The organism is Lentzea albida (genome assembly GCF_900111005.1).
Lineage (GTDB): Bacteria > Actinomycetota > Actinomycetes > Mycobacteriales > Pseudonocardiaceae > Lentzea > Lentzea albida.
On sequence record NZ_FOFV01000014.1, the window covers coordinates 170,158 to 195,836 of the forward strand.

Annotated in this window: 31 protein-coding genes; 13 read left to right on the forward strand and 18 right to left on the reverse strand. The window is 67.8% G+C overall.

From position 1 onward, the window contains the following. The first annotated feature begins 39 nt into the window (after positions 1 to 39). A complete protein-coding gene (locus tag BMY74_RS30420; protein ID WP_218159790.1) occupies positions 40 to 717 on the forward strand; it encodes a polysaccharide lyase family 7 protein in 678 nt (225 codons plus the stop codon). Here the strand turns inward: BMY74_RS30420 and BMY74_RS30425 are convergent. Then, positions 702 to 1,190, reverse strand: a complete 489-nt coding sequence (locus tag BMY74_RS30425; protein ID WP_089921926.1) for a GNAT family N-acetyltransferase — start codon at positions 1,188 to 1,190, stop codon at positions 702 to 704. The genes BMY74_RS30420 and BMY74_RS30425 overlap by 16 nt on opposite strands. 24 nt (positions 1,191 to 1,214) lie before the next feature. Between BMY74_RS30425 and BMY74_RS30430 the strand changes: the two genes are divergently transcribed. After that, a complete protein-coding gene (locus BMY74_RS30430) occupies positions 1,215 to 2,150 on the forward strand; it encodes an asparaginase (RefSeq protein ID WP_089921927.1) in 936 nt (311 codons plus the stop codon). Positions 2,151 to 2,307: 157 nt separating this feature from the next. Here BMY74_RS30430 and BMY74_RS30435 read toward each other — a convergent pair whose 3' ends face one another. Further along, on the reverse strand, positions 2,308 to 3,486 hold the full coding sequence (locus BMY74_RS30435; protein WP_177229990.1) for an HNH endonuclease signature motif containing protein: 1,179 nt from the start codon (positions 3,484 to 3,486) through the stop codon (positions 2,308 to 2,310). A 167-nt stretch (positions 3,487 to 3,653) separates the two neighbouring features. Between BMY74_RS30435 and BMY74_RS30440 the strand changes: the two genes are divergently transcribed. Together BMY74_RS30440 and BMY74_RS30445 are read left to right on the forward strand one after the other, a co-directional pair. Further along, positions 3,654 to 4,499: a helix-turn-helix domain-containing protein gene (locus BMY74_RS30440; protein ID WP_089921929.1), complete on the forward strand. Its 846-nt coding sequence runs from the start codon at positions 3,654 to 3,656 to the stop codon at positions 4,497 to 4,499. Further along, complete coding sequence (locus tag BMY74_RS30445; protein ID WP_089921930.1) at positions 4,474 to 4,647, forward strand: DUF397 domain-containing protein; 174 nt, start codon at positions 4,474 to 4,476, stop codon at positions 4,645 to 4,647. The genes BMY74_RS30440 and BMY74_RS30445 overlap by 26 nt, the downstream gene beginning before the upstream one ends. Here BMY74_RS30445 and BMY74_RS30450 read toward each other — a convergent pair. From BMY74_RS30450 to BMY74_RS30490, 9 genes are all read right to left on the reverse strand, one after another. Continuing rightward, a complete protein-coding gene (locus tag BMY74_RS30450) occupies positions 4,634 to 5,179 on the reverse strand; it encodes a radical SAM family protein (RefSeq protein ID WP_089921931.1) in 546 nt (181 codons plus the stop codon). The genes BMY74_RS30445 and BMY74_RS30450 overlap by 14 nt on opposite strands. 73 nt (positions 5,180 to 5,252) lie before the next feature. Continuing rightward, a complete protein-coding gene (locus tag BMY74_RS30455; protein WP_089921932.1) occupies positions 5,253 to 5,897 on the reverse strand; it encodes a response regulator transcription factor in 645 nt (214 codons plus the stop codon). Next, positions 5,894 to 7,705: a sensor histidine kinase gene (locus tag BMY74_RS46350; RefSeq protein WP_143091759.1), complete on the reverse strand. Its 1,812-nt coding sequence runs from the start codon at positions 7,703 to 7,705 to the stop codon at positions 5,894 to 5,896. The genes BMY74_RS30455 and BMY74_RS46350 overlap by 4 nt, the downstream gene beginning before the upstream one ends. Positions 7,706 to 7,746: 41 nt before the next feature. Further along, a complete protein-coding gene (locus tag BMY74_RS30465) occupies positions 7,747 to 7,971 on the reverse strand; it encodes a hypothetical protein (protein WP_089921934.1) in 225 nt (74 codons plus the stop codon). Between the two features lie 118 nt (positions 7,972 to 8,089). Further along, positions 8,090 to 9,079 (reverse strand): zinc-dependent alcohol dehydrogenase family protein, encoded by a 990-nt coding sequence (locus tag BMY74_RS30470; RefSeq protein WP_089921935.1) that lies wholly within the window; start codon positions 9,077 to 9,079, stop codon positions 8,090 to 8,092. Next, positions 9,076 to 9,876, reverse strand: a complete 801-nt coding sequence (locus BMY74_RS30475; RefSeq protein WP_089921936.1) for a carbohydrate ABC transporter permease — start codon at positions 9,874 to 9,876, stop codon at positions 9,076 to 9,078. The genes BMY74_RS30470 and BMY74_RS30475 overlap by 4 nt, the downstream gene beginning before the upstream one ends. Next, positions 9,873 to 10,802, reverse strand: a complete 930-nt coding sequence (locus BMY74_RS30480; RefSeq protein WP_089921937.1) for a carbohydrate ABC transporter permease — start codon at positions 10,800 to 10,802, stop codon at positions 9,873 to 9,875. The genes BMY74_RS30475 and BMY74_RS30480 overlap by 4 nt, the downstream gene beginning before the upstream one ends. 1 nt (position 10,803) lies before the next feature. Further along, the gene (locus tag BMY74_RS30485) at positions 10,804 to 12,138 is read right to left on the reverse strand and encodes an ABC transporter substrate-binding protein (RefSeq protein WP_089921938.1); all 1,335 of its coding nucleotides are present in this window, start codon (positions 12,136 to 12,138) and stop codon (positions 10,804 to 10,806) included. A 73-nt stretch (positions 12,139 to 12,211) separates the two neighbouring features. Then, positions 12,212 to 12,973, reverse strand: coding sequence for a DeoR/GlpR family DNA-binding transcription regulator (locus BMY74_RS30490; RefSeq protein ID WP_089921939.1), 762 nt, complete (start codon positions 12,971 to 12,973; stop codon positions 12,212 to 12,214). 276 nt (positions 12,974 to 13,249) lie between these two features. Here BMY74_RS30490 and BMY74_RS30495 point away from each other — a divergent pair, with 276 nt between their 5' ends. The 4 genes from BMY74_RS30495 to BMY74_RS30510 are packed head-to-tail and all read left to right on the forward strand — an operon-like array spanning position 13,250 to position 15,407. After that, complete coding sequence (locus tag BMY74_RS30495) at positions 13,250 to 13,729, forward strand: DUF6346 domain-containing protein (protein ID WP_089921940.1); 480 nt, start codon at positions 13,250 to 13,252, stop codon at positions 13,727 to 13,729. Continuing rightward, positions 13,730 to 14,191, forward strand: a complete 462-nt coding sequence (locus tag BMY74_RS30500; protein WP_089921941.1) for a YbaB/EbfC family nucleoid-associated protein — start codon at positions 13,730 to 13,732, stop codon at positions 14,189 to 14,191. A gap of 5 nt (positions 14,192 to 14,196) precedes the next feature. Further along, positions 14,197 to 14,535, forward strand: coding sequence for a type VII secretion target (locus BMY74_RS30505; protein ID WP_089922029.1), 339 nt, complete (start codon positions 14,197 to 14,199; stop codon positions 14,533 to 14,535). Next, positions 14,532 to 15,407: a hypothetical protein gene (locus BMY74_RS30510; protein ID WP_089921942.1), complete on the forward strand. Its 876-nt coding sequence runs from the start codon at positions 14,532 to 14,534 to the stop codon at positions 15,405 to 15,407. Before BMY74_RS30505 ends, BMY74_RS30510 begins: the two co-directional genes overlap by 4 nt. Positions 15,408 to 15,448: 41 nt before the next feature. On the opposite strand, the gene BMY74_RS30515 is transcribed toward BMY74_RS30510, so the two are convergent. The 5 genes from BMY74_RS30515 to BMY74_RS30530 all read right to left on the reverse strand — a co-directional run bounded on the left by BMY74_RS30515 (position 15,449) and on the right by BMY74_RS30530 (position 21,057). Continuing rightward, complete coding sequence (locus BMY74_RS30515) at positions 15,449 to 16,927, reverse strand: glycoside hydrolase family 13 protein (protein WP_089921943.1); 1,479 nt, start codon at positions 16,925 to 16,927, stop codon at positions 15,449 to 15,451. An 11-nt stretch (positions 16,928 to 16,938) separates the two neighbouring features. Next, positions 16,939 to 17,772, reverse strand: coding sequence for a carbohydrate ABC transporter permease (locus BMY74_RS30520; protein ID WP_089921944.1), 834 nt, complete (start codon positions 17,770 to 17,772; stop codon positions 16,939 to 16,941). Continuing rightward, entirely contained in the window at positions 17,769 to 18,626 is an 858-nt protein-coding gene (locus BMY74_RS45295) for a carbohydrate ABC transporter permease (protein ID WP_177229991.1), read from the reverse strand. The genes BMY74_RS30520 and BMY74_RS45295 overlap by 4 nt, the downstream gene beginning before the upstream one ends. Continuing rightward, the gene (locus BMY74_RS45300; RefSeq protein ID WP_177229992.1) at positions 18,627 to 19,964 is read right to left on the reverse strand and encodes an ABC transporter substrate-binding protein; all 1,338 of its coding nucleotides are present in this window, start codon (positions 19,962 to 19,964) and stop codon (positions 18,627 to 18,629) included. A 109-nt stretch (positions 19,965 to 20,073) separates the two neighbouring features. Further along, positions 20,074 to 21,057, reverse strand: a complete 984-nt coding sequence (locus tag BMY74_RS30530) for a LacI family DNA-binding transcriptional regulator (RefSeq protein WP_089921945.1) — start codon at positions 21,055 to 21,057, stop codon at positions 20,074 to 20,076. A 116-nt stretch (positions 21,058 to 21,173) separates the two neighbouring features. Between BMY74_RS30530 and BMY74_RS45305 the strand changes: the two genes are divergently transcribed. From BMY74_RS45305 to BMY74_RS30540, 3 genes are all read left to right on the forward strand, one after another. Then, on the forward strand, positions 21,174 to 21,341 hold the full coding sequence (locus tag BMY74_RS45305; protein ID WP_177229993.1) for a hypothetical protein: 168 nt from the start codon (positions 21,174 to 21,176) through the stop codon (positions 21,339 to 21,341). A gap of 5 nt (positions 21,342 to 21,346) precedes the next feature. Then, entirely contained in the window at positions 21,347 to 21,499 is a 153-nt protein-coding gene (locus BMY74_RS45310; protein WP_177229994.1) for a hypothetical protein, read from the forward strand. Positions 21,500 to 21,604: 105 nt separating this feature from the next. Next, a complete protein-coding gene (locus tag BMY74_RS30540; protein WP_143091760.1) occupies positions 21,605 to 21,862 on the forward strand; it encodes a hypothetical protein in 258 nt (85 codons plus the stop codon). A 1-nt stretch (position 21,863) separates the two neighbouring features. On the opposite strand, the gene BMY74_RS30545 is transcribed toward BMY74_RS30540, so the two are convergent. Beyond that, a complete protein-coding gene (locus BMY74_RS30545; protein ID WP_245786440.1) occupies positions 21,864 to 23,000 on the reverse strand; it encodes a hypothetical protein in 1,137 nt (378 codons plus the stop codon). A gap of 100 nt (positions 23,001 to 23,100) precedes the next feature. Beyond that, on the reverse strand, positions 23,101 to 23,898 hold the full coding sequence (locus BMY74_RS30550) for a FadR/GntR family transcriptional regulator (protein ID WP_089921948.1): 798 nt from the start codon (positions 23,896 to 23,898) through the stop codon (positions 23,101 to 23,103). Between the two features lie 159 nt (positions 23,899 to 24,057). Here BMY74_RS30550 and BMY74_RS45315 point away from each other — a divergent pair, with 159 nt between their 5' ends. Together BMY74_RS45315 and BMY74_RS30555 are read left to right on the forward strand one after the other, a co-directional pair. Beyond that, a complete protein-coding gene (locus tag BMY74_RS45315; RefSeq protein ID WP_177229995.1) occupies positions 24,058 to 24,210 on the forward strand; it encodes a hypothetical protein in 153 nt (50 codons plus the stop codon). 190 nt (positions 24,211 to 24,400) lie between these two features. After that, positions 24,401 to 25,657 carry an aKG-HExxH-type peptide beta-hydroxylase gene (locus tag BMY74_RS30555; protein ID WP_089921949.1) on the forward strand — a complete coding sequence of 419 codons (1,257 nt, stop codon included), beginning with the start codon at positions 24,401 to 24,403 and terminating at the stop codon, positions 25,655 to 25,657. The last annotated feature ends 22 nt before the right edge of the window (positions 25,658 to 25,679 follow it).

Sequence of the window (25,679 nt, forward strand, 5' to 3'; positions counted from 1 at the left end):
AGTGGTACAGACCACTTATGGAAGTCGGAGGGATTCACCGTGGAAACCCCTGCACTCCACACGCGACGCTCCGTGCTCGCCCTCGCGTTGACCGCACCCCTGCTCGTGGCCCCGGCTGGAGCGGCCCTCGCCCAGGACGTTTCAGCGCAGTGGGTGTCAGCGCCGTACACCTACACCGTCCAGAAGCCGTACAACCTCGCCACGAGCGCGCGCTACAAGTTCGAAGGCGGCGTCCACACGATGTGGGTGTACGACTACGACCAGCCGCACACCCAAGGCAGCCCAACGGATCCGCGCACCGAGCTCCGCTTCAACCAGGAGTACTCGAGCGGCTCACGCGCCTGGGAGGGCGAGATCTACATCCCGTCCGGCGTCAGCGGCCCGACCGTCGTGCAGATCCTGCGCGGCAGCCGCCCCGACGGCACTCGCGCCACCGACGTGATGCTCAACGTCGCCAACATCAACGGCGGCACCCTCCGCAAGGACAGCAACCAGGTCATCGCCACCGGCATCTACAACAAATGGTTCAAGATCCGCGTCGAACACACCGCCGTCGCAGGCGGCCGGGGCACCGTGAAGACCTACTACAACGGCGCCCTGAAATTGACGCACCAGGACGAAGGCCCCGCCACCCGTTACTTCAAGAACGGCGTCTACCACCACGGCAGCGGTCGCGCGGAGGCCCGTTTCCGCAACATCACCTACTGGCGCCAGTGACACTGCTCGGCGCCATAAGCCTCGAAGTGCTCGCCTTCGGTGAAGCCCAGCTTCGCCAGGAGACGCATTGAGGCGGTGTTGGCGACCTGCGTGCAGCTCGTGAGCAGCTCATCGGGGTGTGTGGCGGCGTACCAGTCGAGCGCCGCCACACACGCCTCGTACGCGAAACCCTTGCCCCACGACGAAGGCAGGAACAGGTAGCCCAGCTCGCGGCCTTCGTCCACCACGTCGAACGAGATCATGCCGATCATCTCGCCGTCCAACTCGACGACGAACACGCCGTGACGCCGGCCCGGCACCTCCGGCGCCGTGCGGTCGACCTCCTCTCGCGACTGGGAGCCGCCGATGTAGGTGCCCACCTCCGGCGACGAGAACAGCTCGACGAACGCGTCCCGGTCGCGTGCCTCGGACGCGCGCAGCACGAGCCGTTCGGTCTTGATCGGGGCGGGCGGCCAGGCCGCAGGTCCGGTCATGACATTGACCCTAGAGTGGCTGGCATGAGCTCAAAGGTGGCGGTGGCATCGCTCGGCGGCACGATCACGATGACGGGCTCCGGTGCGGTGTCACCGACCCTGGGCGCCCAGGACCTCGTGCAGGGCCTGGAGGTCGGCGAGATCGCCACCCTGGCGACGATCCCCGGCGCCTCCCTCACCTCCACCACGTTACTGGAGACCTTCGACTGGGCCCTGAAGCAGGTCTTCGACGGCGCCGCGGGTGTCGTCGTCATCCAGGGCACCGACACCCTCGAAGAGACCGCGTACTTCTTCGACTGCCTCTGGCCCCACGACGAACCGATCGTCGTCACCGGCGCCATGCGCCACCCCGGCCTCCCCGGAGCCGACGGCCCGGCCAACCTGACCGCCGCCGTCTCCGTCGCCGCTGCTGCGAACTCCCGCGGCCGCGGCGCGCTGCTGGTCTTGAACGACGAGGTCCACGCCGCCCGCTGGGTCCGCAAGACCCACAGCAGCCTCATGAACGCCTTCGCTTCTGTCCCGGGCCCGCTCGGACTCGTCGTCGAGGGCGCACCGCAGTACTTCCACCCGGCCCACCGGCTGGCTGCGTTGCCGCGCCCCCTCGACGTGCCCGCGGTGCCGTTGCTGGAGGCCACTGTGGACGATGACGGCTCGCTGCTCGACTGGCTCGACGTCAAGGGCGTGGTGGTCGCGGCGTCCGGCGTCGGGCACGTGTCCGCCGGGATGGCGGAGGCGATCTCGCGTGCCCGGTTCCCCGTGGTGGTGGCGTCGCGGACCGGAGCCGGGACGACGTTCCGCGACACCTACGGGTTCGTCGGGTCGGAGTCGGACCTGATCGGGCGCGGGGCGGTGATGGCCGGGTGGTTGTGTCCGCGCAAGGCACGCGTCCTCCTCAGGCTCGCTCTCGGTTCGGACAGCCACGTCGAAGACGTGTTCGCGGCCCGCGGCGCGATCTTCTGACCGCGCCGGCCCCGTGGGTGGGGTCGGGTGGTGCTGTGGGGTTTGGTGCGGCCGGGACCGGTGGGGCGGGGTTCGGGTGGTTGCGGGGGCACCGTCTGCGGGTGGTGTGGGTGGCCCAGGTGTGGTGTCCGGGAGCGGGCAGTCCTGGGCACCACACCTAGGCGACGTGGATCGGGTTGGTTCTCGGTCTTCGGCGCGGGTCCACGAACGCGGGTGGGTGGAACACCGGCAGGCCGGCCGCCATCCGCACCTGCCAGTCCGAGTGGTGGACCAGGTCGTGGTGGCGGCGGCAGAGCAGGACCAGGTTGTCGATGGTGGTTGCGCCGCCGTCGGACCAGAACCTGATGTGGTGGGCCTGGCAGTGCTTCGGCGGACGGGTGCAGCCGGGGAAGGCGCAGCCCTTGTCGCGGGCCACCAGCACTCGCCGGAGGCCTGCGTTGACGGACCTGGTCCTGCGGCCCACGTCGTGGACCTGTGACCGGCTGCCGAGCAGGGTGGGGATGATGCCCGAGTCGCAGGCGATCTTGCGGACCTGGTTCATCGGGAGGTGCTCGCCGTTGTCGAGGAGCGCGGTGCCGAGGCCTGCTCGCAGCTTGTCGTAGTCGACGGTGACCGTCAGCTGGACGCGCTCGCCGCCGTGGATCCTGGTGCCGGCGCCGCGCAGGGCCAGGTCGACGACCTCGCACAGCGCGTCGCCGTCCCGTTCGGGGGCGAGCCTCGCGTCGTTCGGTTCCGGCTTGGCCAGCGGGTCGATCAGCGCGTCGAGCTTCGCGCCCGTCTCGGTGTCGAGGTCGGCGGACAGCAGGTACCGGCCGTCCCTCCACTGGCGCCGCAGCGAGTTCTTGACCTGAGAGGGCTTCGGCTCCTTCGGCTCCGGACCGTCCTGGTCGAGCCGGTAGGCCAGCTCCTTGCAGAACGCCTTCGCCGACCGCGGTTCGTGCTCCAGCGCGTACCCGACGACGTGCTCCTCCGCCACGGCGGGAAGGCCCGCCATCGCCTCGGCCAGCACCTCGACGTGGTCCTCGGACAGCTCGCCCTCGGCCATCGCGGCCGCGACACCGGGCAGCGCCGGGCCGATCGGAGAACCGGTGGGCGTCACCGAAGGGCACACCACCTGCGCCTGCTTGATCCTGCGGCGCGACACCCTCGGATCCCAGCGCAACGTGTGCTTGAAGACCTCGACGAGGTCCTTGTACCCCAACGCCTCCGCCGCGCCCTGCTGGTCGAGCGCGCCGATGATCTCCAGCACCTGGAACTGAAGCCGTTGCAGCGCACGGACCTTCCGCTTGAGCTCGTCGAGGAGCTCAAGCGGGGAGGAGAGTGCGAAGGTCGGCATGCATTGATCGTGGCATGAACAGGTGTTCGAATACCATCCCACGATGAGGTGAACGTGCAGGTCAGAGCCTATGGCGCCGTGCGCGCCACACGCACTCATAGGCCACCACGTTTTCACCCGAACGAGCCCGTGGCATGGACCGAATCCAATCCATAACGTGACTGGGCATGACCGCGACCATTTCCACCCCTTGCAGCCGAGAGCTCGGCGACGAGCTACGCCGAGTCCGGGAGTCGTCCACCCAGTTCCACGGCCGCGGGATGGCCATCCACCTGGGCTGGGATCCGAGCAAGGTGTCCGACATCGAACTCGGCAAGGTGCGGGCGAGCGACGTCGATGTGGTGCAGTACCTGGCGACGTGCGGCAAGGACATCGACTTCATCGATGCGTTCCGCCGTCGCTACTACAACGCGTTCGACCTTTACTTCGCCCAGGCGTCGGACAACGTGGGCACGCTCGCGCTGACAGAGGCGATGGCGACGAGGATCTTTTCCTACGACGTGCTGATCGTGCACGGTCTGATGCAGACGGAAGAGTACGCGCGACAGCTGTTCATCGACTCCCACATCGAAGCGCCCGAGGACATCGCGAGGCTCGTCCAGGCGCGCATGGATCGGCAGACGATCCTTAGGCGGCCGAACCGGCCCGAATGCGTGTTCTTCGTGCACGAGCTCGCCTTGCGGATGCAGTTGGGTGATGCGCGCATTCGCGAAGACCAGTACCTGCGTCTTCTCTTCAACACCCACATCCTCAGGGTCGTGCCTGCCAGCAACTGTGCCTTCCGTTCTGCGGTCACGCTTTACGAGTTCGGCAAGGCGGCGCCGGTCGCTTACACCGAGTCCGACACGGCGCAGGTGTGGTCACAGGACACGGTGGCCGTCGCTCAGGCCAGGAGGCTCTTTCAGCGGCTGGATGCCGTCGCGCTGGATGCGGAACAATCGAAGCGCAAGCTGGCGGAGTACGTCAGCGGTCTTCGAGAGGATCCCCATGTCGGCGGAACGGGCCTGGCGTAAGAGCAGCTACAGCAATGGTGGTACCGCGCAGAGCTGTGTGGAGGTGTCGCTGGCTCAGGACGCGCTCGTCCGCGACACGAAGAACGCGAGCGGCGACGTTCTCGCGTTCTCCACCCCTGCCTGGCGCGCCCTGCTCAAATCGCTCTGACCACCGAGGTGTTCGCGGTCTCCACGGTCACCCGCACGGTCTGAGGCGCCAGCGACTGCAGGTACTGCGCGTGGTCCGACCCGATCGTGTCGCTGAACGCGATGAACGCCAGCCGGGGCATCTCGAACGCCGTGGTGGCGCAGAAGTCCTCCAGCCGGTCGAACCCGCGCCGGATCCCGGTCGCGTCGAGCCCGAACACGGCGTGCGACGACAGCTTCGCCGCGCCGATGTCGAGCAGGTGCAACGCGTGCATGGCGTGCGTGAAAGCCATCGCGCACACCTCGATGCGCGAGCACGACTCCAGCAGGGTGCGCACCATCGACGGGTGCAGCGACTTGCCGGACGTGCGCAGGACGACGTCGATGCCGGCCTCGCGGAAGAGTTCGACGATCTCGAACAGGCCGGGCACTCCGAGCGGTTCACCGCCGCCCAGCGTGACGGTCTCCGGGCGCATCGAGATGAGCGCTTGGGCGACGTGCAGCATTCGGTCGTGGCTGAGTCGCGCGTGAGCGACGTCCCAGGTGATGTCCATGCGGGCCCCCTTCGGCGGATACGCCGATCCAATCGGGGGACCTGTCCCGCCCGCAGGTGACCGGTGTCCCGATCTACGTGGGACTTCCGAGGCCCGCCTCCCGCGCCCGCACGATCGCCTGCGCGCGGTCGGCCACCTGCAACTTGGTGAAGATCGCGGACACCCGGTTGCGCACGGTCTTGCCCGACAGGCTCAGCCGGTGCGCGATCGACGGGTTGTCGAGCCCGGACGCCATCAGCTCCAGCACATCCCGCTCCCGGTCGGTGAGCTGCGGGAACAGCACCGCCTTGGACGACGAGATCGCGGTGAAGTAGCCCATCATCCGCTGCGCGATGGTGGCGCTGAAGATCGCCTCGCCGGCGCCGATGGCCTGCACGGCCCGCACGATCTCGTCGTCGTCGGTCGTCTTGACCAGGTAGCCGCGCGCGCCGGCCTTCATCGCCGCGAAGACGAGTTCGTCGTCCTCGTGCATCGTCAGCACGAGGACACCGACGGACGGCAGCACGTCCAGGATCTGCTTCGCCGCCTCGACGCCGCCGAGCACGGGCATGTGCAGGTCCATCACGACGACGTCCGGCTCCAGCTCCAGGGCCACCCGGACGGCCTCCTGCCCGTCCGCGGCGTCGCCGACGACGTCGACACCGTCCTCGCCGTCCAGCAACGCCTTCAGGCCGCGCCGGAACACCGGGTGGTCGTCCGCGATCACAACGCGCGTCACTGGGCCTCCAACGGGATCCGTGCCACCACCTTGGTGCCGTGTGGTTCCGCGGGTCCCACTGTGCACGATCCACCCAGTTCGGCGCAGCGTTCTCGCATCGAATCCAGGCCCACACCCGGCTTGGAATCGGCCGCGACGCCACGTCCGTCGTCCACGACCTCCACCACCAGGTCGCCGTCGGCGCGCACGGTGATCACGCACGACGAGGCGCCCGAGTGGCGGGCGGTGTTGGTCAGCGCCTCGGCCACGATCCGGTAGGCGGCGACCTCGACGGCCGCGGACAGGCCCTCGATCGGCTCGGCGTCGACCTCCACGCGCAGTTCGCCGTTGAACCGCGCGGCCTCGTCCCGCACGGCCAGCGCCAGGCCCTGGTCGAGGATCGGCGGCCGCAGCCCGTCCACCAGGCTGCGCACCTCCAGCGCGGTCGTGTCGACGTCGGCCAGCACCGGGTCGAGCACGTCACCGAGAGACCGCCGCAACGCCTTGAGCTGCAACCGGATGCCGACCAACGCCGGTCCGACGCCGTCGTGCAGGTCGCGCCGCAACCGCAGCCGTTCTTCTTCGCGCGCACGAACCAACCGCTCCCGCGCGAGCTGCAGATCGGCGGTCAGCTTGATCGACTGGGCGGCGGGGGCGGTCGACCGCGCGAGCTCGACGAGCAGGCTCAGCTCGCGGTCGCTCAGCCGTTCGTCGGGAGCGCGCGGCTCGACGACGAGGTCACCGACGGCAGATCCCCGGTACGTCATGGGAAATCGCAGCTGCGGCCACCCACGACTACGGCCGTGCTCGGCCAGCACCGATCCACCGCGAATGGCCACGTACGGCAGTTTCAGCGACTCCGCGACGGTGGCGGCCACGGTCGGAAGCACGTCCTGCGACCGTTCGAGCTTCTCGCTCAACGTCGACAGGGCGGCATAAGGATCCGAGCGCTGACCATAGAGCCACAGATCGAGCCTGCGCTGCACCCACGTTCGAAGAGGCGCGAACGCCAGCCCGGCGGCCACGACCCCGATGACCTCGGCGTCCTGGGCGAACAACTCGCCGGCCCCGACCATCACGCCGAGGTAGAGCAACAGCAAGACCACGGTCAACGAGCCGTAGAGCAACGACCGGTGGATCAGCAGGCTGATGTCGTACAGGCCGTAACGCACGATGGCGATGACAGCAGCAGCCGGAAACGCGAGCACACCGACGACCCACGCGACGTGCCCGTCCGTCGTCTCCACGACGGTCGCCACGCCCGCCAGCGTCAGCAACGCGAACGCCCACACGAGCAGCCGGCGTTCGTCCCCTTCAGCCCTCCGCCACCGCAGAGCCAAGGACACCACCGCCGCGATCACCGAGACCCCGGCCGCCAGCACGGCGACCAGCGTGATCGTCTTCGCGAGCCCGCCCCCGCCCGACTGCCAGAACGAGGCGGGATCGCCCCAGGAAGCCCAGGCGATCCCCACGGTGCCGACGACAGCGCTGAACAGCGACGCGCCGATGGCGATCCACCAGCGGCCGCTGAGCGGCTTGCCGTTCGGGAACACGAGGGCCACCGCGGGCAGCAACGCGTACGTGGGCCACCAGACCCACGCCTCGACCCACCGGGCGGGGTGGTCGTCGGGCTGACCCGCGACCGCGACGGCGACGGCGCCGAACAGGCCCATGGCGAGCAGCAGCCACCCGACGGCCGACCTGCGGACGTGGCCGATCACCCGCACCCCGAGCAGGGTGCAGGCGAACGCGACCAGCCAGTTCCGCGGATGCGAGACGGCGCCGGTGACCGCTGTGTGCACGACGGCGAAGAGCACACAGGCGGCCACCAACGCACCAATGACGCGAGCGAGGAGGACCTCGCGTCGCGTCAGTCGCTGAGCCAGTGCCACAGGTTGTGGAACGGAGAACCGGCGTCCAAGGTGCTCAGACCTCCCGGCCAGCCCTGGAACGTCATGATCCGGTGACGCAACTGCTCGACCGTCACCGGTTCGGCTGCCTTGTGGACGTGGTCGAAATCGACGTCCCCAGGCGGCGGGTTGACCGCGCGCGCCTGAAGCTCCGCGTACCAGGCGAGGAGCTCTTCGTCGGACATGTGCGAAAAGTACGGCGGTACCACTTTCTGCCCGGACTTCGACATGTCTGGAAGGAGTCGTGGGCACTCGTCTGGATACACGAGTGCCCACGAACTTCGAGAACTTTCTGAGAACGACCTACGGCAGGACCTGGATCTTGCGGCCCTTACCGGCCTTGAACTGGTCCAACGCCCCCGCGTAGTCGTCCAGCGGCACCCTGTCACTGATGAAGATCTCGGGGTCGAGTACTCCGGTCGCGAAGAGGTCCGCCGCCCGTTCGAACGAGTGCAGCACCGCCATCGAGCCGGTGATGGTGATCTCCTGGTTGTAGATCTTGTACGGCTCGATGGTGACGCGGGCGGAGTAGTCCGAGACGCCGAACTGGAGGAACGTGCCACCCTTGGCGACCCGGTTGAGGCCGTCCTGGATGGCCTTCTCGTTGCCGGTGGCGTCGATGACGACGTCCCAGCCCTGCGGCCGGTCGAGCTCGTCCGGCGTCGCCGCCACGGCCGTGACGCCGAGCTGCTTCGCCGTCGCCAGCCGGTCCGGGTTGAGGTCCACGACCTCGATCGACGACGCGCCGGTCAGCTTGCCGAGCTGCAGCATCATCAGGCCCATCGTGCCCGAGCCGTAGATCAGCACCCGCGACGCCATCTGCGACCGCAGCACGTCGTAGCCGCGCACGGCGCACGACAGCGGCTCGATCAGGGCCGCGTCCTCGGTCCGCACGTGGTCCGGCAGCTTCACGCAGTTCGCCACCGGCGCCTTCGCGAACTCCGCCGCGCCACCGGACGTCGTGACGCCGATGGCCGCCCAGCGCTCGCACAGGTTGTTCTTGCCGGAACGGCACATGCGGCACTCGTAGCAGTAGAGCGACGGGTCGACGGCGACCCGGTCGCCCACGGCGACCTCGTTGACCTGCGAACCGATCTCGACCACCGTGCCGGCGAACTCGTGGCCCGGCACGACCGGCAGGGTGGGCGCGAACTCGCCCTGCAGGATGTGCAGGTCCGTGCCGCACAGGCCGCAGGCGGCGACCTGGACGACGACCTCGCGGGGACCGCACGTGGGATCGTCCACAGTGGTCACTTCGACGGACCCGACGCCGGTGATCACTGCTGCTTTCACTTGACCGCTCCCAACGAAAGGCCCTGGACGAGCTTGTCCTGGGCGGCGAACCCGGCGATGAGCACCGGCAGAGACACCACGACCGCGGCCGCGCACACCTTGGCCAGGAACAGGCCCTGGGAGGTGACGAACCCGGTGAGGTACACGGGGGCGGTGCCGGCGACGACACCGGTGAGCACCCGTGCGAAGAGCAGTTCGTTCCAGCTGAAGATGAAGCAGATCAGCGCCGTCGCCGCGATGCCGGGCATCGCGATGGGCGCGACCACCCTGCGCAGGATCGTGACCAGCCCGGCGCCGTCGATCGAGGCCGCCTCGAGGATCTCCTTGGGGACCTCGGACAGGAACGAGCGCATGAGCCACACCGCGATCGGCAGGTTCATCGAGCAGTACAACAGCGTGAGGAACGAGATGTTGTCGAGCATCCCGGAGAACTGCGCGATCAGGTAGATCGGCAGCAGCGCCGCGACGACCGGCATCATCTTGGTGGAGAGGAAGAAGAACAGGACGTCCGTCCACTTCTCCACCGGCTTGATCGACAACGCGTACGCGGCCGGGATCGCCAGCAGCAGCACGATGATCGTCGACCCGATCGAGGCGCTGAACGAGTTGATCAGCGGCGGCCACGCGCCGGAGTCGAAGAACTCCGCGTAGCCGTCGAACGTCAGTGGCGCCAGCACCGACGGCGGGTTCGTGGCCGCGTCCGTCTCGCTGTGCAGCGACGTCAGGAACATCCACGCCACCGGTGCGAAGAAGACGATGCCCGCGAACCAGGCGAGCACACCCCAAACGCGGCTCATCGCTTCTCCTCCTTGAACAGCGAGGACACCGTGCGCAACGCGAAGGTCGCGATGATGATCGACCCCGCCACCACGATGACACCGGCCGCGGAGGCCTCGCCGTACTCGTGGGCCTGGTAGAAGGTCTGGTAGATCATGTACGGCAGGTTCGCCGTGCCCAGACCACCGGACGTGATCGTGAAGACCGCGTCGAAGTTCTGCACGATGTAGATCGACCCGAGCAGTCCGCCGAGCTCCAGGTACTGGCGCAGGTGCGGGAACGTCAGATAGCGGAAGATCTGGAACGACGACGCGCCGTCGATCGTCGCGGCCTCGACCGGTTCGATCGGCTTGGACTGCAGGCCCGCCAGCAGGATCAGCATCATGAACGGCGTCCACTGCCACACCAGCGACAGCACCACGGCGCTCATCGGCATGTTCGAGATCCAGTCCGGCTGGGCGTCGAAGCCCAGCCAGTTCAGGATGCCGTTGAACAGGCCGTACTCCGGGTTGTAGAGCACGTGCTTCCAGATCAGCGCCGCCGCCACCGGGACGACGAGGAACGGCGCGATGAGCATGGTGCGCACGAATCCGCGGCCCGCGAACTTCTTGTCCAGCAACAGCGCGAGGCCGAGGCCGAGCACCAGGCTGATCAGGACCACCGACGCCGTCAGGACGATCGTGTTGACGACGGAGGAGCGCAGGTCGGGGTCGGTGAAGACGTTGACGTAGTTGTCGAACCCGGCGAACCCGCGGTTGGTGGGGTCGAGGGAGTTCCACTTCATGAACGAGATGACGAGCGTCGCCACGAACGGCAGCTGCGTCACGATGATGAGGAAGATCAGGGCGGGCAGCAGCGGCGCCCGCCGCGCCCACTTCGAGTACCCCTTGCGGGGGACGGGAGGCGGCCGGTCGACGACCGACCGCTCCCGCGTCATGACAGCCATGTCACTGTCCCTTGTACTTCGCGGCGACCTTCTCGGCGAGACCCTGACCGTTGTTCAGCGCGTCGTCCACGGACGTCGCACCCGCGATCGCGGAGCTGATCTGCTGCGACACCTGGGTGCCGAGGTCGGTGAACTCGGGGATGCCGACGAACTGGATGCCGGGGGCCGGACGCTCCTGCACACCGGGGTTGAGCGGCTTCGCGCTCTTGATCGCGGCCTCGGCCATCGCGGAGAACGTGCCCGACGACTGCTTGTACTCGGCGCGCTGGTAGGTCGACGAGCGCTTGCCGTCCGGGACCTTCGACCAGCCGAGCGTCTTGCCCGCGAGCTCCTCGTAGCCCTTGCCGGACGCCCAGGAGATGAACTTCCAGGCGTTGTCCTGCTTCTTCGACGCCTTCTGGATGCCGAACGCCCAGGTGTAGAGCCAGCCGGAGCTGTCGGTCTTCACGACCGGGGCCTGGGTGAAGCCGAGCTTGCCCTTGACGGGGGAGTCGGCCGCTTCGAGCAGGCCCGCGGCGACCGTGGCGTCGTACCACATCGCGACCTTGCCCTGCGTCATGTTGTTGAGGCACTCGGCGAAGCCGGCCTGCGGGGCGCCGTTCTCACCGTGGGTGCGGACGAGGTCGACGTAGAACTTGGTGGCCTCCTTGAACTCCGGCGCGTTGACCTGCGCCTGCCAGTCCTTGGTGAACCACGTGCCGCCGAAGGTGTTCACGACCGTCGTCAGCGGCGCCATGACCTGGCCCCAGCCCGGCTGGCCGCGCAGGCAGATGCCGCGGACCTCGGGGGTGGAGACCTTCGCGGCGGCCTCGGCGACCTGCTGCCAGGTCGGCTTGTCGGGCAGCGTGACGCCCTTCTCGGCGAAGATGTCCTTGCGGTACATGAGGAACGACGACTCGCCGTAGAACGGCTGCGCGTAGACCTTGCCGTCGGCGGCGGTCAGCGACTGCTTGATCGGCTCGAGGATGTCGGCCTGGTCGAACCCGCTGTCCTTGGACACGAAGTCGTCCATCGGCGCGAGCCAGCCGTTCTTGGCGTACATCGGCGTCTCGTAGTTGGAGATCGTCGCGACGTCGTACTGCCCGGCCTGGCTGGAGAAGTCCTGGCTGATCTTGTCGCGGACGTCGTTCTCGGGCAGCACGGTGAAGTTCACCTTGATGCCCGTCTCCTTGGTGAAGTTGTCCGCGGTGAGCTTCTGCAGGTCCTGCATCTGCGGGTTGTTCACCATCAGGACGTTCACCGAGTTCTCACCGCCGCCCCCACCACCGGCTCCCGAGCAGGCGGACGCGAGCAGCAACACCGCGGTGGCGGCTCCGAGTGTGCGAATCGACGACATCGTCGGTTCCTTTCAAGGGTTTTCGGGCGCGTCGAACACAACGGGGGATGTACGCCCGAAGGGTGAGGGCAAGTCAGGCTCTGACGACCTTGGGGCCTAGCAACGTGTACCGGTGGGCCTCGTGCGCGCTGAGACCGCTGTCGGTGACGACCGCCTCCAGATCGGAGACCTCGGCGAACCGGTGGAAGCTGGACACGCCGAACTTCGTGTGCGTCCCGACGAAGATCTTCCTGCGGGACGCGCCGAGCGCCTTGGCCTTCACCGCGCCGACCGCCGGGTCGGGCGTGGTCAGGCCGTGCTCTCGGGAGATGCCGTTGGCGCCGATGTAGGCGAGGTCGATGACCATCTCGCCGAGCATCCTGGTGGTCCAGTGGTCCACAGTGGCCAGTGTGTGGCCCCTGACGCGACCGCCCAGCAGCAGGACGGTGCACGACGGGTGCTCGGACATCGCCGCCGCGGTCGGCAGCGACGCGGTGATGATCGTGAGCGGGTTGGTGGTGGGCAACGCCTCCGCGACGAGTTGCGGCGTGTACCCCTCGTCGATGAAGACCGTCTCGGCGTCGTCGAGCCGTTCGGCGGCGGCCTTCGCGATCCGCCGCTTCTCCGGCACGTGGGACCCGGCGCGGAACCGGAGCCCCGTCTCGAAGCCGGCGCTCTCGACCGGGACGCCGCCACCGTGCGTGCGGCGGACCAGGCCGTGCTCGTCGAGCACGCGCAGGTCGCGCCTGACCGTTTCGGGAGCGACGCGCAGTTCCTGCGCCATCTCCACCACGTCGACCCGGCCGTCGGCGCGGGCCCTGGCCAGGATGCGCCGTTTGCGTTCCTCGGCTCGCATGTCACCTGCCCACTCGGCTATCTGGTTGCCCGTTCGGGCCGTGCATAGATGAAACACCCTTGAAACATTGTGGTCGGCACCACAACTGGGTGACATCCTGCCCGATTTTCGCCCGGTTCGCCCTGTGTGACGCCTCGTTCACGCAGGTCGACCAGACTGGGCACGCCCGATTCGCCCTCCTCGTGTGCCCGGATGGCCTCCAGGCGACTGCTGAATTCGGTGGAACCGGGCGGGACGGCACGAAGTCCAACCAGGACCGACGAGGGGACGAGACGCATGAAGTGGGCCGCTGGGTTGTTCGCCCTGGTGATCTTGGGTGCCGGCGTCCTGCTGGGCCTGACGGGCTTCACGAGGTTCGACCCGGCCGCGGGCACGAAAGCGGTTGCGGACTCGGGCGTTGCGCGGGTGACCGACTGCACGAGCAGGGGACCGGTCGGCAGGTACGGCTTCGGCACCTGGTGGATCTGCCAGGCCGACGTCGAGTGGGAGAGCGGGACGACGACACGAGTGACGGCCGAACCCGGTCAGCTCACACCGTCGGACAAGGGCACCGGTGTGGCCGTCGTGCAGCGGGGCGAGGGCGCGGTGCGCAACGGCTCCGGCAACGCGCCGGTGTACCGCGCGGACTTCGAGCCGAGCGTCTTCCTGGGCATCGGTTCGGTGCTCGGGGGCCTCGCGATCGGTGGGATCGGGGCGCTGGCCGTCATCGGCTCGCTGGCGTCCCGTCGCAGGAAAGCACAGGAGAGGGACTACTAGATGAACCCGGCAGCAGCTGATCCCGACGCGATGATGCGCCAGTGGAACGAGCAGATCCAGGCGAAGCTCCGGCAGGCCGACGAGATGAAGCAGGTCGCGAACGCGGTCTCGGTGACCCAGCGCTCCTCTGACGGCTCGGTGTCCGTCACGGTCGACCAGAACGGCATCGTCTCGGCGCTGGACCTGACCGACGCGGCGCTGCGCAAGCAGCCCGCGCAGCTGTCGGCCGACATCCTGGGCGCGATGCGGACCGCCCAGGCGCAGATCGCCGCCAAGATGCACGAGGTCATGGCGCCGATCATCGGTGAGGACTCCGCGACCATGGACGCGCTGATGGGCGGCTACGAGGAACGCTTCCCGGAGCCTCCGCCCGTGGACCCGACGCCTCCGCGTCCCACCGGTCCCGTTGATGACGACGACTTCGGCGGGCACAACTTCGCCCGCGACGACAAGGGCTGGTGATCACCATGACCTCTCCCGGGTTCAACGTCCACACGCAGGCCATGCGCGATCACGCCCGGCGGATCGACGGCATCGTGAAGCAGATCGAGACGGCCCAGCAGGCCATCGGGCAGGCCCAGATCAACGGCGCCAACGCGTACGGGATCCTCTGCAGCCCGTTGCTGGAGCCGCTCATGGGCACCATCGAGGCGGCCGGCACGGGTGCCGTCACCACCGCGCACGGCGTCGTCAACGCCACTGTGGACGGTGTCAACGGGATGGCCGACGCGTACGACAACGTCGACCAGGCGCTGAGCGGCAACTTCAAGAAGATCGTCGAGAAGCTCGGGGAGCTGACGTCATGACCGCGCCGAACCCGTTGGTGGCTCCCGCTCCGCAGGCACCGGGCGCGCTCGCCGGCCTCAACCTGGTCGAGCCGGCGGCGGACGCGGTCTCGGCGGTCCAGCGCGGTGACTGGGCGGAGGCGGGCATCAACGTCCTCGGCGCGGGCGTCGACGCGCTGGGCTTCCTGACCGACCCGTTCGGCACGCTGCTGTCGTCGGCGTTCGCGTGGTTCATCGAGCACGTCGAGCCGTTGACGTCGATGCTCAACTCCCTCGCGGGCAACCCCGGCGTGATCAACCAGAACGCCGCGACCTGGGGCAACGTCGCCGATCACCTCAAGAGGGCCGGCGAGGACATGGCCCGCGTGGTCGACGCCGACACCAGCGCGTGGCAGGGCGCCGCGGTCTCGGCCTACGCCGCCGTGGCCAAGGCGGAGGCGACCGGGGTGAAGGCCGCGGGTCTCGCCGCCGAGGGCGTCGGTGCCGCGCTGACCGGTGCGGGCGTCGCCGTCGCGACCGTGCGGACGATCGTGCGAGACCTGATCTCGATGGCGATGAGCGAACTGGTGCAGGCGCTGATCCGCTGGGCCGCGGCCGCGCTGATCACCGTCGGCCTCGCCACGCCGGGCATCGTCGCCGACGGCATCCGGCTGGTCATGAAGTGGGCCAAGAAGGTCTCGGACTGGCTCGAGAAGGTGATCACGACGATCAAGAACCTGTCGAAGGTCGTCAGCAAGATCTTCGAGATCCTGGAGAAGTGCAAGACGGGCCTGGCGGCGATCATGCCGAAGGGCGCGGCCGACGCCATCGTGGACACCACCGCGATCGGCATCGCGAAGAACCTGCCCACCGAGGCCGCGAAGGTCGACGACTCGCCCTACGCGACCAGGTGAGAACGCGGGGGTGGCCTGTCCAGGCCACCCCCACCTTCCCCCTACAGCCAGGCCGCCGCGTCCGCGGGCAGCTTGCCGTCCTCCAGCGGAACGCTGGACAACGTTGGCATGCCCGGCAGCGCGATCGGCGCGTCCGACAGGTTGACCACGCAGGTGTGGTCGCCGCGCCGGAACGCCAGCACGTCGTCGCCGAGGTCGAGCCACTCCAGGTCGCCGTCGATGCCGCGGCGCTGCGCGAACACCTCGCGGTACAGGGCGAGCATCGAGGCGGGGTCGTCCTGCTGGGCCGCGACCGAGAAGTCCTGCCAGTTCTCCGGCTGCGGCAACCAGCTCGGTCCGTCCTCAGTGGACCAGGGCAGCGGCACGCGGCAGCCGTCGCGACCCCGGTCGGTGAAGCCGGAGCGGTGCCACACCGGGTCCTCGCGCAGCTCGTCCGGCAGGTCCTCGACCTCCCAGAGCCCCAGCTCCTCGCCCTGGTAGACGTACACGCCACCGGGCAGCGCGGCGGTGAGCATGATCGCCGCGCGGGCCCTGCGCGTGCCCAGTTCGAAGTCGGTCGGGGCGCCGTGCTGCCGGTCCGCGAAGGAGAAGCCGGTCTTCTCGCGGCCGTAGCGGGTCACGTGCCTCGTGACGTCGTGGTTGGAGAGCACCCAGGTCGGCGGCGCGCCAACGGGTTCGTGCGCGGCGAGCGTGCTGTCGACGACCTTGCGCAGCTCGCCGGCGTCCCACGGGCAGCACAGGAAGTCGAAGTTGAACGCGCTGTGCATCTCGTCCTGGCGCAGGTAGCGGGCGAACCGCACCGGGTCCGGCAGCCACATCTCGCCGACGAGGATGCGGTCGCCGTCGTACTCGTCGACGATCTGGCGCCAGCGGCGGTAGATGTCGTGCACGCCGTCCTGGTCGGAGTAGGGGAGATCGGCGTTGGGCCTGGAGAAGTCCTTCACCAGGCCGTCGGCCACGTCGATGCGGAAGCCGTCGACGCCGCGGTCGAGCCAGAACCGGAGGATGTCCTCGAACTCGTCGTGGACGACGGGGTTCTCCCAGTTGAAGTCCGGCTGTTCGGCGGCGTAGAGGTGCAGGTACCAGCGGCCGTCGTTGAGCCTGCTCCACGCGGGGCCGCCGAACCGCGACTGCCAGTCGTTCGGCAGGTCCTCGGTGTCGCGGACGTGGAAGCGGTCCCACAGGCCGTCCTTGAACCACGGGTGCTGGTCGCTGCAGTGGTTCGGGACGAGGTCGATGATGATCCGGATGCCGAGGCCGTGCGCGTCCGCGATCAGCTTCTCGGCGTCGGCGAGCGACCCGAACACCGGCTCGATGTCGCGGTAGTCCGCCACGTCGTAGCCGCCGTCCGCGAGCGGGCTCGGGTACCAGGGGTTCAGCCAGATCGCGTCGAAACCGAGGCTCGCGATGTGCTGGAGCTTGGCGCGGAGGCCGGCGATGTCACCGATGCCGTCCCCGTTCCCGTCCGCGAAGCTGCGCAGGTAGACCTGGTAGATGGATGCGTTGCGCCACCAACTCATCTGGTGTCCTTTCAGCCTTTTACGCCGCCCGCGGTGAGCCCCGCGAGGATGTGCCGCTGGAACGCCAGGAACAGCGCCACCATCGGCAGGCTCGCCAGCACGAGGCCCGCGAGCAGGAGGTTGATCGGGGTGTCCGGCGCGAAGCGTTGAAGCGCAACGCTGAGCGTCTGCTTCGCCGGATCGGGGAACACGAGCAGCGGCCAGATGAAGTCCTTCCACGCCGCCACGACCGCGAAGATCGAGACGACGGCGAGGATGGGCCGCGAGATCGGCAGCACGATGCGCACGAGGGTGGTCCAGGTGCCCGCGCCGTCGATCCTGGCCGCTTCGAGGAGCTCTTCCGGGATCTGGTCGAAGAAGCGTTTGAGCAGGTAGACGTTCAGCGCGTTCGCCGCGGCCGGCAACCAGATGCCCGCCGGGTTGTTCAGCAGGTCGAGGTCGGTGAGCGTCAGGTAGACCGGTACGAGCACGGCCGTCGAGGGCAACATCAGCGTCGCCAGCATCAGGCCCATGATCGCGCCGCCGAAGATCGGGCGCAGTTTGCTCAGCGCGTAGGCCGCGGGGACGATCACGGCCATCTGCACCGCCCACGCGCCGATCGCGACGACGAGCGTGTTGACGAAGAACTTGCCGAGTTCCATGTAGTTCCAGGCCTCGACGTACGCGCCCGGTTCCCACGTCCGCGGCAGGATCGTCGGTGGTTGCTGGGCCAGTTCCGCCGGCGGCTTGAACGCGCCGAGCAGCACCCAGACGAGCGGGAGCAGGAACGCGGCGGTGAACAGGACCAGCGTGATCGTGAGGACGACCCAGTAGAGCGGGCCGGTGTTCTTCGTGAGCGTCCTCATGCGTCGGCCTTCTTCGTGATCTTGAGGTAGAGGAAGGAGAAGACGCCCAGCACCGCGAACAGGATCAGGCTCAGCGCGCTCGCGGTGCCGAAGTCGTTGTAGTAGAAGGCGTACCGGTACAGCAGGAGCAGCACGGTGACCGTGGACTCCTCCGGCCCGCCGCCGGTCATGATGAACGGCTCGGTGAAGATCTGCATGGTCGCGACGACCTGCAGGAGCAGCAGCATGAGGATCACGAACTTGGTCTGCGGGATCGTGATGTGCCAGACCTTCTTGACGATGCCCGCGCCGTCGAGGTCCGCAGCCTCGTACAGCTCACCGGGAATGGTCTGCAGTGCCGCCAGGTAGATCAGCGTCGCCGAGCCCATGTTCGCCCAGGTGATCACCAGGACGAGGCTGATCATGCTGGTGTCCGCGGAGTCCAGCCACTGCAGCGCGGGCAGGCCCAGTCCTCTGAGGACGGAGTTGAACAGGCCGGGTCCCGGGTCGTAGAACCACTTCCACAGCAGGGCCGTGACGACCGGTGGCAACATCACCGGCAGGTAGACCAGCAGGCGGAAGTACCCCTTGGCGTGCCGCAGCTCGTTGAGCACGACGGCCGTCAGGAACGGGACGCCGAAGCCGAGGAGCAGTGCGAGAAGCGTGAAGTACAGCGTGTTGCGCCACGCCACCCCGAACAGCGGGTCCGCGAAGAGCCTCTCGAAGTTCTCCCAGCCCACCCAGTCGGGACTCGTGACGAAGTTGACCTGCTGGAAGCTCAGGACCACCCCGCGCACGATGGGGTACCAGGAGAACACCGCGAAGACGACCAGCGCGGCACTCAGGAAGCCGTACGCGGTGACGTGGCGCCGCACCTACTTCACCTGCGCCAGGACGGCGTTGACCTTGGTCTCGGCGTCGGCGAGCAACGCCGCGTGGTCCGCGCCGGAGTTGGTCAGCACGGCCTGCACCACGGAGTCGAGGATCGCGTAGACCTGCTGCGCCTGCGGCGGTTCGAGCGAGCCCTTGGTCTTCTCCGAACCGTCCACGTAGGCCTGGAAGTTCTTCACCGGCATGGTGGCGTACTTGGCCTTGAGCTCTTCCTGCTTGCTGCGCGGCTCACCGGTCCAGACGTCGGCGATCGGCGGGATCGGCAGACCCACGGGCTGACCGCGATCCTTGTACTTCTGCAGGTTGGTCTCGAGGCGGTCCGGGTTCAGGTACTTCCACTGGACCCACTTGAGGCCGGCCTTGATCTTCTCGGGCGTGGCCTTCGGGTTGATCATGTAACCCTCGCCGCCGAGCAGGGTGCCCTTCTGCTCCGGGATCGCGGCCAGGCCGTAGTCGTCGTACTTGCCCTTGAACTGGTTGACGATCGCGGCGACGTTGTCGGGCGCGGCCAGGTACATGCCGAGCTGCCCGGCGCCCATCATGTTCTGCACGTCGCCGATCTCCAGGAGCTGCTTCTCGCCCATGGAGTTGTCGTCCCAGCGCATCTCCTTGAGCCTGCGCAGGACTTCCTTGCCCTTGTCGTTGTTGAAGTCGGCGACGTACTTGTCACCGTTCTTCCTGGCGATGTCACCACCGACGGACTTCATCCACGTGGTGAAGTGCCAGCCGCCCTGGTTGCTCTTGCTGTACTCGGCGAACCCGGTGACACCGGCGTCCTTGAGCTTCTTGGCCGCCGCGCGCACCTCGTCCCACGTCTTCGGCGGGTTGTCGGGGTCGAGTCCCGCCTTGGTGAAGTTGGTGCGGCTGTAGAGCAGGCCCATCGTGTAGTTGGCCGTCGGCAGCCCGTAGACCTTGCCGTCGGCCGTGAAGACGTCCTTGAGCTCCTGCTTGATGTCGCCGTAGTGCGGCACGTCCTTCACGTAGTCCGTGAGGTCGGCGGCCTGCCTGCGGGCGATCAGCGCCGCGGGATCCGTGAAGTAGACGTAGAAGACGTCCTCCAACTGCCCGCCGGCGAGCTTGGCGCTGAACGTCTTCGGGTCCATGAACCCCTCGTGCGGCACGAGGTCGATGTCCGGGTTCGCCGCCTCGAACTCCGCGACGTCCTCGTCGAACACCTTGCGGTCGAACGCCTGGGTCTGCGGCGGCTGGCCGTTGATGTTGACCTGGACCTTGCCGCCCGGCTCGGTCGTGGAACCGCTCCCACAGCCGACCGAGCTTAGGGCCAGGACACCGCCAATCAGCACGGCAGCGGACTTCTTCATGGTGGAGCCGCCCTTCTCGCGAGCGCGTCGATGTGACGGCGACCATAAGTCCCCGTTACATCTGAACGCAATATCCAGACGAAAACTCGCAAGAAGCTGACTGCGTTCGTTACCTCGCGGGCGCGCTGCTGGCCCTCACCACCAACTCGGGCTCGAACAGCAACTCGTCCGGCGCCACGGCGTTGCCGGAAATCTGGTTCGCCAGCAACTCCACCGCGGCCCGCCCCATCGCCTCGATCGGCTGCCGCACCGTCGTCAGCGGCGGATCAGTGCAGGTCATGAAGGCGGAATCGTCGTACCCGATGATCGACACGTCCTTGGGCACGTCCAGCCCGGCCCTCCTGACTGCCCTGATCGCGCCCAGCGCAAGGGGGTCGCTGGCGCAGATGATGGCCGTGACCCCGCGCTGCACGAGCTTCGTCGCGGCAGCCTGCCCGCCTTCGAGGCTGAACATGGCGTGCTCGACATCGGCCCCGCCACACCGGTTGATGGCCTCGAGCTTTCGCAGGCTCGGCACGTGGTCGGTCGGCCCCAGCACAGCCCCGATCCGCTTGTGGCCAAGGGAAGTCAGGTGCCCGTACGCCTGCTCCACCGCCACCGCGTCGTCACACGACACCCGAGGGAACGCAAGGTCGTCTATCGCGGCATTGACCAGCACCGCAGGCAACTTCCGGGACATCATCTGCTGGTAGTGCCCGTGGCTCGCGTCCTTCTGTGCGTAGTGCCCGCCGGCGAACACGATCCCGCTCACGTGCTGCTCCAGCAGCAGCTCCAGGTACTCGGCTTCGGTGACCCCGCCGGCCGTCCTGGTGCAGAGGACAGGCGTGAAACCCCTTTGCGCCAGCGCGTTCCCGACCACGTCCGCGAAGGCGGGGAAGATGGGGTTCTGCAGCTCGGGCAGCACGAGGCCGACAAGCCTGGCGCGTTCCCCCCTCAGTTGGGTCGGCCGCTCGTATCCGAGCACGTCAAGTGCCGTGAGCACGGCACTGCGCGTGGCGTCCGAGACACCGGGCTTGCCGTTCAGCACCCGGCTGACAGTGGCCTCGCTGACCCCGACCTTGGCCGCGACCTCGGCCAGCCTCCGTTGCGTCATGGCGCAAGTGTACGCAATTTCTTGCGTCCGTTTGCAAACGAGCCTCACCCGCTCGGCAGGCGCTCGTCAGCCACGCCGCCGGTAGGCTTTTCCGCCATCCGCGAGGGGAGACCACGATGGCCACCGACCCGCTCAAGCCCGTACCGACCCCGGTCCCCAAGGACGCCCCGGCCTCGTGCTGGCCGCTCAAGTCGCCGGCGAAGGACAAGCCGGTGCGAGGCGTCGACTGGTTCCTGCGCATGCCGACGGGCGGCGGCACCGTCTACGTGCGGCCTGCCGACTGAGTTCCATGCGGTCCCGCGCGCTGGTCTACTTCGGTGGGCTGCTCGCGACGATCGCAGTGGTCAACACACCGGTACCGCGGATCGTCGTGTCCGCCGTGCGCCCCAAGCCGAGCTGTTGCGCGGGATCGACCGCGAGCTGGACGCGACGGGCGTCGTGACGGCGCCTGCCGTCCGGAAGCTCGTGCTCGACACCACGCCGCCCGAAGAGCTGGTCAGGACCGCGCTGGACCGCCGGCCAACGCGGTTCGCTGGAAGAGGAGTTCGTGCGCGTCCGATGCCAGTTGCGCTGGTCCGGCGACGTCGACGAGTACTGCCTGTGGTGGTACGCCGACCGCCCCATGTTCGTCAGGACGCTCACCATGGACGTGCGGGAGATCGTCCGGGACCAGCGAGGGAAGGCTTACGTCCAGGTGTTCCTCGGAAGCGTCGACTCGCTGGTGCTCGACGCCGAGGACGGCTACCTCTCGCTGAGACTCGACCGCTGGGTCGTGCAGGGGCAGGGAGCGATCGCGATCTGGTGAGTCAGCGGCGCTGTTCCCGCCACAGCAGCGCGACCCCGTGCCCCGGCAGCATCCACGACCGCACGTCCAGGTCTCCGAGCTGGTCGGCTCGCAACCACTGCGCGGCCTCCGTCCCGGACCGGAACGTGAACGGCATGATCCGGAACTCGTGACCGGGGGAGTGGTCGACCGCGAGCTCGGTCGCGTCGAAACTGATCGTGTCCACATAGGACGGATAGGGTGACTGCCAGTACGCGAAGCCGTCGTTGGTGCGCTGCAGCGAACGTGACGACACGGTCAGGCCGAGGATCGCGCGCACCACGTGGTCGTCGGCGATGCCGCTCAGGTCGCATTCCAGGATGCGCAGGTCGCTCATGTGGTCGACGGGGCTGAGTTTCGGCAGTGGTGCCATCGCCTCGCGGAAGAACGTCAGGTAGTTCGACCACTGGTCGAAGCGGACCTCCACCGGCGGGATCTGGCTGGGCTCGGCCGAGCGGCTCTGGCCGTCGTGGTCGAGGTAGTCGATGGTGATCTTGGTCGACTCGCGGATGTCGTCGACCGAGTCGAGGAACAGCGAGGCGTCCGGCATGAAGTAGAGCTCGAAGAGGGGGAAGCGGCACGCGGCGCTGATCGTGTCGCGCAGGGTGGCGTTGCTGGTGGCGAAGATGACGAACCGGTCGACGGGCACGCTGTGCCGGAACTGGTGCCTCTGCGTCGTGGTCAGGTGGTAGGTCTTGGTGTCGACGCCCTGCAGCGTCAAGCGGACCGTGGTGCGGGTGCTGATCGTCAGGTCGTCACCCTTGGGGCGCATGCCACTGCCGCCCAGCACCCCGGACACCACGTCGTCGTTCTGCTGGCCGGTGCCGTAGATCCTCGACAGGAACGTCCTGAGCACCTCGCTCGGCAACAGGTGCTCGACGATGCCGGGGCCGGAGATGCGGCCGATCTCGCTGACGAGGCGCTTGTGCAGGAAGAGTTCGTAGGAACCGAGCAGGAAACCCGCCAGCGCAGGCAACGGCCACACCACCACCAGCACGTCGTGCAGCAGGCTTCGCGAGGTCGGTTGCCACAACAGCACCGCGGTCAGGTCGGCGGCAGCCACGAGCACCAGGAGGAACGCGACGGCCAGCGCTCGTCTTTCCCTGCGCGCCGCCGTCACCTGGTCGCCGCCCCCTCACTCCACCCGGTTGTCCATACATGGTGGGAGTGGAGGGCGATCAGCGCCAGACCCTTTCGGCCCGTGCCGTATCAGCGACGCGTCAGCGCGAGGTGCCCCAGATGGGGTTGTCTGACACCCCTACATAGGTGCTGTGCGTGGCCTTCGGCGTCCCGTCCTCCTCGACGATGTCGTTGTAGAGACCGAGCAGATGCCTCGTCATCGCGCTCTTCGCGCCGACCTCGTCGTGCCGGCGGAGGAACCAGACGACCTGCTCGTGCTCACCTGCGGAACGGCTGTGCACCTCGCGCGACGGGTGTGCGTGCCGCTTGCAGTCCTGCAGACCCGGCACGAGCGCCTGGTACATGTTCTCCAGCAGCTCGTTGTGGCTCGCGCGGATCAGCGTCGAGTGGAACTCCTCGTCCGACTCGATCACCTCCTGCACGTCGTCGACGGAAGCGCGCTGGTAGCGGAGGTTCAGCTTGGCGAGTTCGTCGAGCTCACCGGCGTCCGCGCGCACGGCGGCGAGACTCGCCGCCGTGGTCTCCAGTGCGATCCGCACTTCCAGGAGGTCGGTGTGGGAGAACTGCTTCGCGGCGAGCCTGCCCTCGAGGTTCTGGTCGACGTCGGCGAGGTCGGTGCGGCGGACGTACCAGCCCAGACCGCGGCGGACCTCGACGATGCCCTGCAGCTGCAGCCTCTGCAGGGCGGTGCGCAGGGAGGACCGCGCGACGTTCAGCTTGTCCGCCAGGACGGGCTCGGTGGGCAGGCGATCACCTGCCTTGAAGGTGCCGCCGATGATCAGCTCGCGGAGCTTGTGCTCGATGAGTTCCGGAAGAGGCCGTCGCGAATCGGGCGAGAGCGACCAGCTCTCGCCGAGATGGACGTCGTCGGCGGGCATTGGTCCAGCTTAGGCCTGTTGCCTCCTGGTTGCAACTTGTCTGGCAACCAGTCGACCGTTGACAGACAACCTACAACGAGGGACCCTAAGACCATGGCGACACGCCTGGGGCCGCCCACACCCAGGAGCACGTGCTCGCCTAGTCGGGAGGGGAACGAGATGTCCGCAGGGAGTGCACTCGGAATCGCAGGAGTCGTCGCCGTCGCCGTCACCGCGATCGGCTGGCGCACCGTGCTCACCATGATCGCCGTCTCGGTCATCGCGCTGGCCGTCGTCGGCTTCGTGAACGTCACCAGCATCATGTTCGGCTGATGAGCAGACCAACCTGAAAAACGTGCCCCGGACGCGTCTCCCACAGGACGTGTCCGGGGCACCACTGTTAGTGGGGGACACCTATGGGTTGCGGATTCCGCTGTGTGCTCTACGCTGCGCGCCATCATGGCCGCACGGAGGTGCGGCCATGACTCGTTGGCGTCGGGGGACGTGAATACGGGGTCGTTCGATGACGGGTTCGCCCACCACGAGCACGCATGCGCTGCATGCGGCGCTGGTTCCTGCGCCCGCTCTGGTGGATGAGAGACGCACGCTCTACCGCCTCGCGGCGGAGATGTTCGCGCCGGGAACCGGGTTGTCCGACAACCTCGCGGATCACCCGATCGTCCGATACGAGATCGGCAGGGCGCTCGCCGGTCACGGCGATCTCGACCCCGCGGTGCTGACCCGAGTCGCGTCGATGAGCGTGCGCGATGCCGGCGTGCCCGTCGTGTCAGACCCGGCCGCAGTTGAGGTGATCGAGGCGCCGCTGCGCATCGTCGCTCCGCCCGGTGTGCGGCCGGAGCCGTTGACCGAAGCCGACGGCGAACGGTTCGAGAGCGCTCTGCACGTGGTGGAAGAAGGTGTCCGGCTGCTGTGGAAGTTCGCGCCGGACATGGCGGAGGACCTGCTCGCCCACGTCTCGATGCTCGCGGTGCTGAAGCGCGAGACCTCTGGCGGGCTGGTGTCGGCGTCGTCGCGGTACGTGCCCGGCATCGTGCTGATCGACGAACCCGTGCTGCCGATGGAAGTCGCCGAAGCGCTGGTGCACGAAGGTGCGCACGAAAAGTTCTTCGACCTCGCGATCGCAAGAGATTTTCTTGACTTGCACGCCGAGGACGCGGATTATTTCGAGAATTCGTGGTCGCACGCTCGATGGCCACTGGAACAGACGTTCGCGGCGTGGCACGCCTACAGCTGCCTTGCGCAGTTCAACCAGTCAATTGGGTCCGAACAAGCTGGTTCGGATTCCTTGCTGGAAAAAGCACGAGAACGGGCCGACGAGATCGTCGAGTGGTTGCTCGACCACGAGAGCGACCTGCGTGCGGACGCGCGCTGGCTCCTGCGTGCCCTCGCGGGCGACACGGCGGAGGCCGGCACCGGGGTTGCCGCGCAGTCATCGGCGGGCGGTGTCACACTGTCCACTGAGGATTCAGAAGACCTCCACTTTCACCTGCTCCCGGACGTGCGTTACAAGCGCGCTGCGTCAGGACGAGTGGTGGTGGGCAGGGCAGCACAACCGCCTCAGCTGTTCTGGCTCGACGACGACGCGAGCTGGGCTCTGGACCAATGGCGTATCGATAAAGCAACAAAATCGTTCGGGTGGATGCTCGCCCGGGCTGCCGAGGATTGGCAGGTCGACTACTCCGCTGCGGCTGAGCGGCTGAGATCGGCTCTCGGTTCTCTTGTTGACAGTTCGATCGTCGGGTCGCCCGAAGCACATTAAATACGCCTCCCGAGAAGGAACA

Excerpts from the sequence above, each read along its gene's own strand:
- BMY74_RS30425 (WP_089921926.1), bottom strand. The coding sequence starts at position 1,190 with ATGACCGGACCTGCGGCCTGGCCGCCCGCCCCGATCAAGACCGAACGG.
- BMY74_RS30430 (WP_089921927.1), top strand. The coding sequence starts at position 1,215 with ATGAGCTCAAAGGTGGCGGTGGCATCGCTCGGCGGCACGATCACGATG.
- BMY74_RS30435 (WP_177229990.1), bottom strand. The coding sequence starts at position 3,486 with ATGCCGACCTTCGCACTCTCCTCCCCGCTTGAGCTCCTCGACGAGCTC.
- BMY74_RS30440 (WP_089921929.1), top strand. The coding sequence starts at position 3,654 with ATGACCGCGACCATTTCCACCCCTTGCAGCCGAGAGCTCGGCGACGAG.
- BMY74_RS30445 (WP_089921930.1), top strand. The coding sequence starts at position 4,474 with ATGTCGGCGGAACGGGCCTGGCGTAAGAGCAGCTACAGCAATGGTGGT.
- BMY74_RS30450 (WP_089921931.1), bottom strand. The coding sequence starts at position 5,179 with ATGGACATCACCTGGGACGTCGCTCACGCGCGACTCAGCCACGACCGA.
- BMY74_RS30465 (WP_089921934.1), bottom strand. The coding sequence starts at position 7,971 with ATGTCCGACGAAGAGCTCCTCGCCTGGTACGCGGAGCTTCAGGCGCGC.
- BMY74_RS30475 (WP_089921936.1), bottom strand. The coding sequence starts at position 9,876 with ATGAGCCGCGTTTGGGGTGTGCTCGCCTGGTTCGCGGGCATCGTCTTC.
- BMY74_RS30480 (WP_089921937.1), bottom strand. The coding sequence starts at position 10,802 with ATGGCTGTCATGACGCGGGAGCGGTCGGTCGTCGACCGGCCGCCTCCC.
- BMY74_RS30485 (WP_089921938.1), bottom strand. The coding sequence starts at position 12,138 with ATGTCGTCGATTCGCACACTCGGAGCCGCCACCGCGGTGTTGCTGCTC.
- BMY74_RS30490 (WP_089921939.1), bottom strand. The coding sequence starts at position 12,973 with ATGCGAGCCGAGGAACGCAAACGGCGCATCCTGGCCAGGGCCCGCGCC.
- BMY74_RS30495 (WP_089921940.1), top strand. The coding sequence starts at position 13,250 with ATGAAGTGGGCCGCTGGGTTGTTCGCCCTGGTGATCTTGGGTGCCGGC.
- BMY74_RS30500 (WP_089921941.1), top strand. The coding sequence starts at position 13,730 with ATGAACCCGGCAGCAGCTGATCCCGACGCGATGATGCGCCAGTGGAAC.
- BMY74_RS30505 (WP_089922029.1), top strand. The coding sequence starts at position 14,197 with ATGACCTCTCCCGGGTTCAACGTCCACACGCAGGCCATGCGCGATCAC.
- BMY74_RS30510 (WP_089921942.1), top strand. The coding sequence starts at position 14,532 with ATGACCGCGCCGAACCCGTTGGTGGCTCCCGCTCCGCAGGCACCGGGC.
- BMY74_RS30515 (WP_089921943.1), bottom strand. The coding sequence starts at position 16,927 with ATGAGTTGGTGGCGCAACGCATCCATCTACCAGGTCTACCTGCGCAGC.
- BMY74_RS30520 (WP_089921944.1), bottom strand. The coding sequence starts at position 17,772 with ATGAGGACGCTCACGAAGAACACCGGCCCGCTCTACTGGGTCGTCCTC.
- BMY74_RS45300 (WP_177229992.1), bottom strand. The coding sequence starts at position 19,964 with ATGAAGAAGTCCGCTGCCGTGCTGATTGGCGGTGTCCTGGCCCTAAGC.
- BMY74_RS30530 (WP_089921945.1), bottom strand. The coding sequence starts at position 21,057 with ATGACGCAACGGAGGCTGGCCGAGGTCGCGGCCAAGGTCGGGGTCAGC.
- BMY74_RS45305 (WP_177229993.1), top strand. The coding sequence starts at position 21,174 with ATGGCCACCGACCCGCTCAAGCCCGTACCGACCCCGGTCCCCAAGGAC.
- BMY74_RS45310 (WP_177229994.1), top strand. The coding sequence starts at position 21,347 with ATGCGGTCCCGCGCGCTGGTCTACTTCGGTGGGCTGCTCGCGACGATC.
- BMY74_RS30550 (WP_089921948.1), bottom strand. The coding sequence starts at position 23,898 with ATGCCCGCCGACGACGTCCATCTCGGCGAGAGCTGGTCGCTCTCGCCC.
- BMY74_RS45315 (WP_177229995.1), top strand. The coding sequence starts at position 24,058 with ATGTCCGCAGGGAGTGCACTCGGAATCGCAGGAGTCGTCGCCGTCGCC.
- BMY74_RS30555 (WP_089921949.1), top strand. The coding sequence starts at position 24,401 with ATGACGGGTTCGCCCACCACGAGCACGCATGCGCTGCATGCGGCGCTG.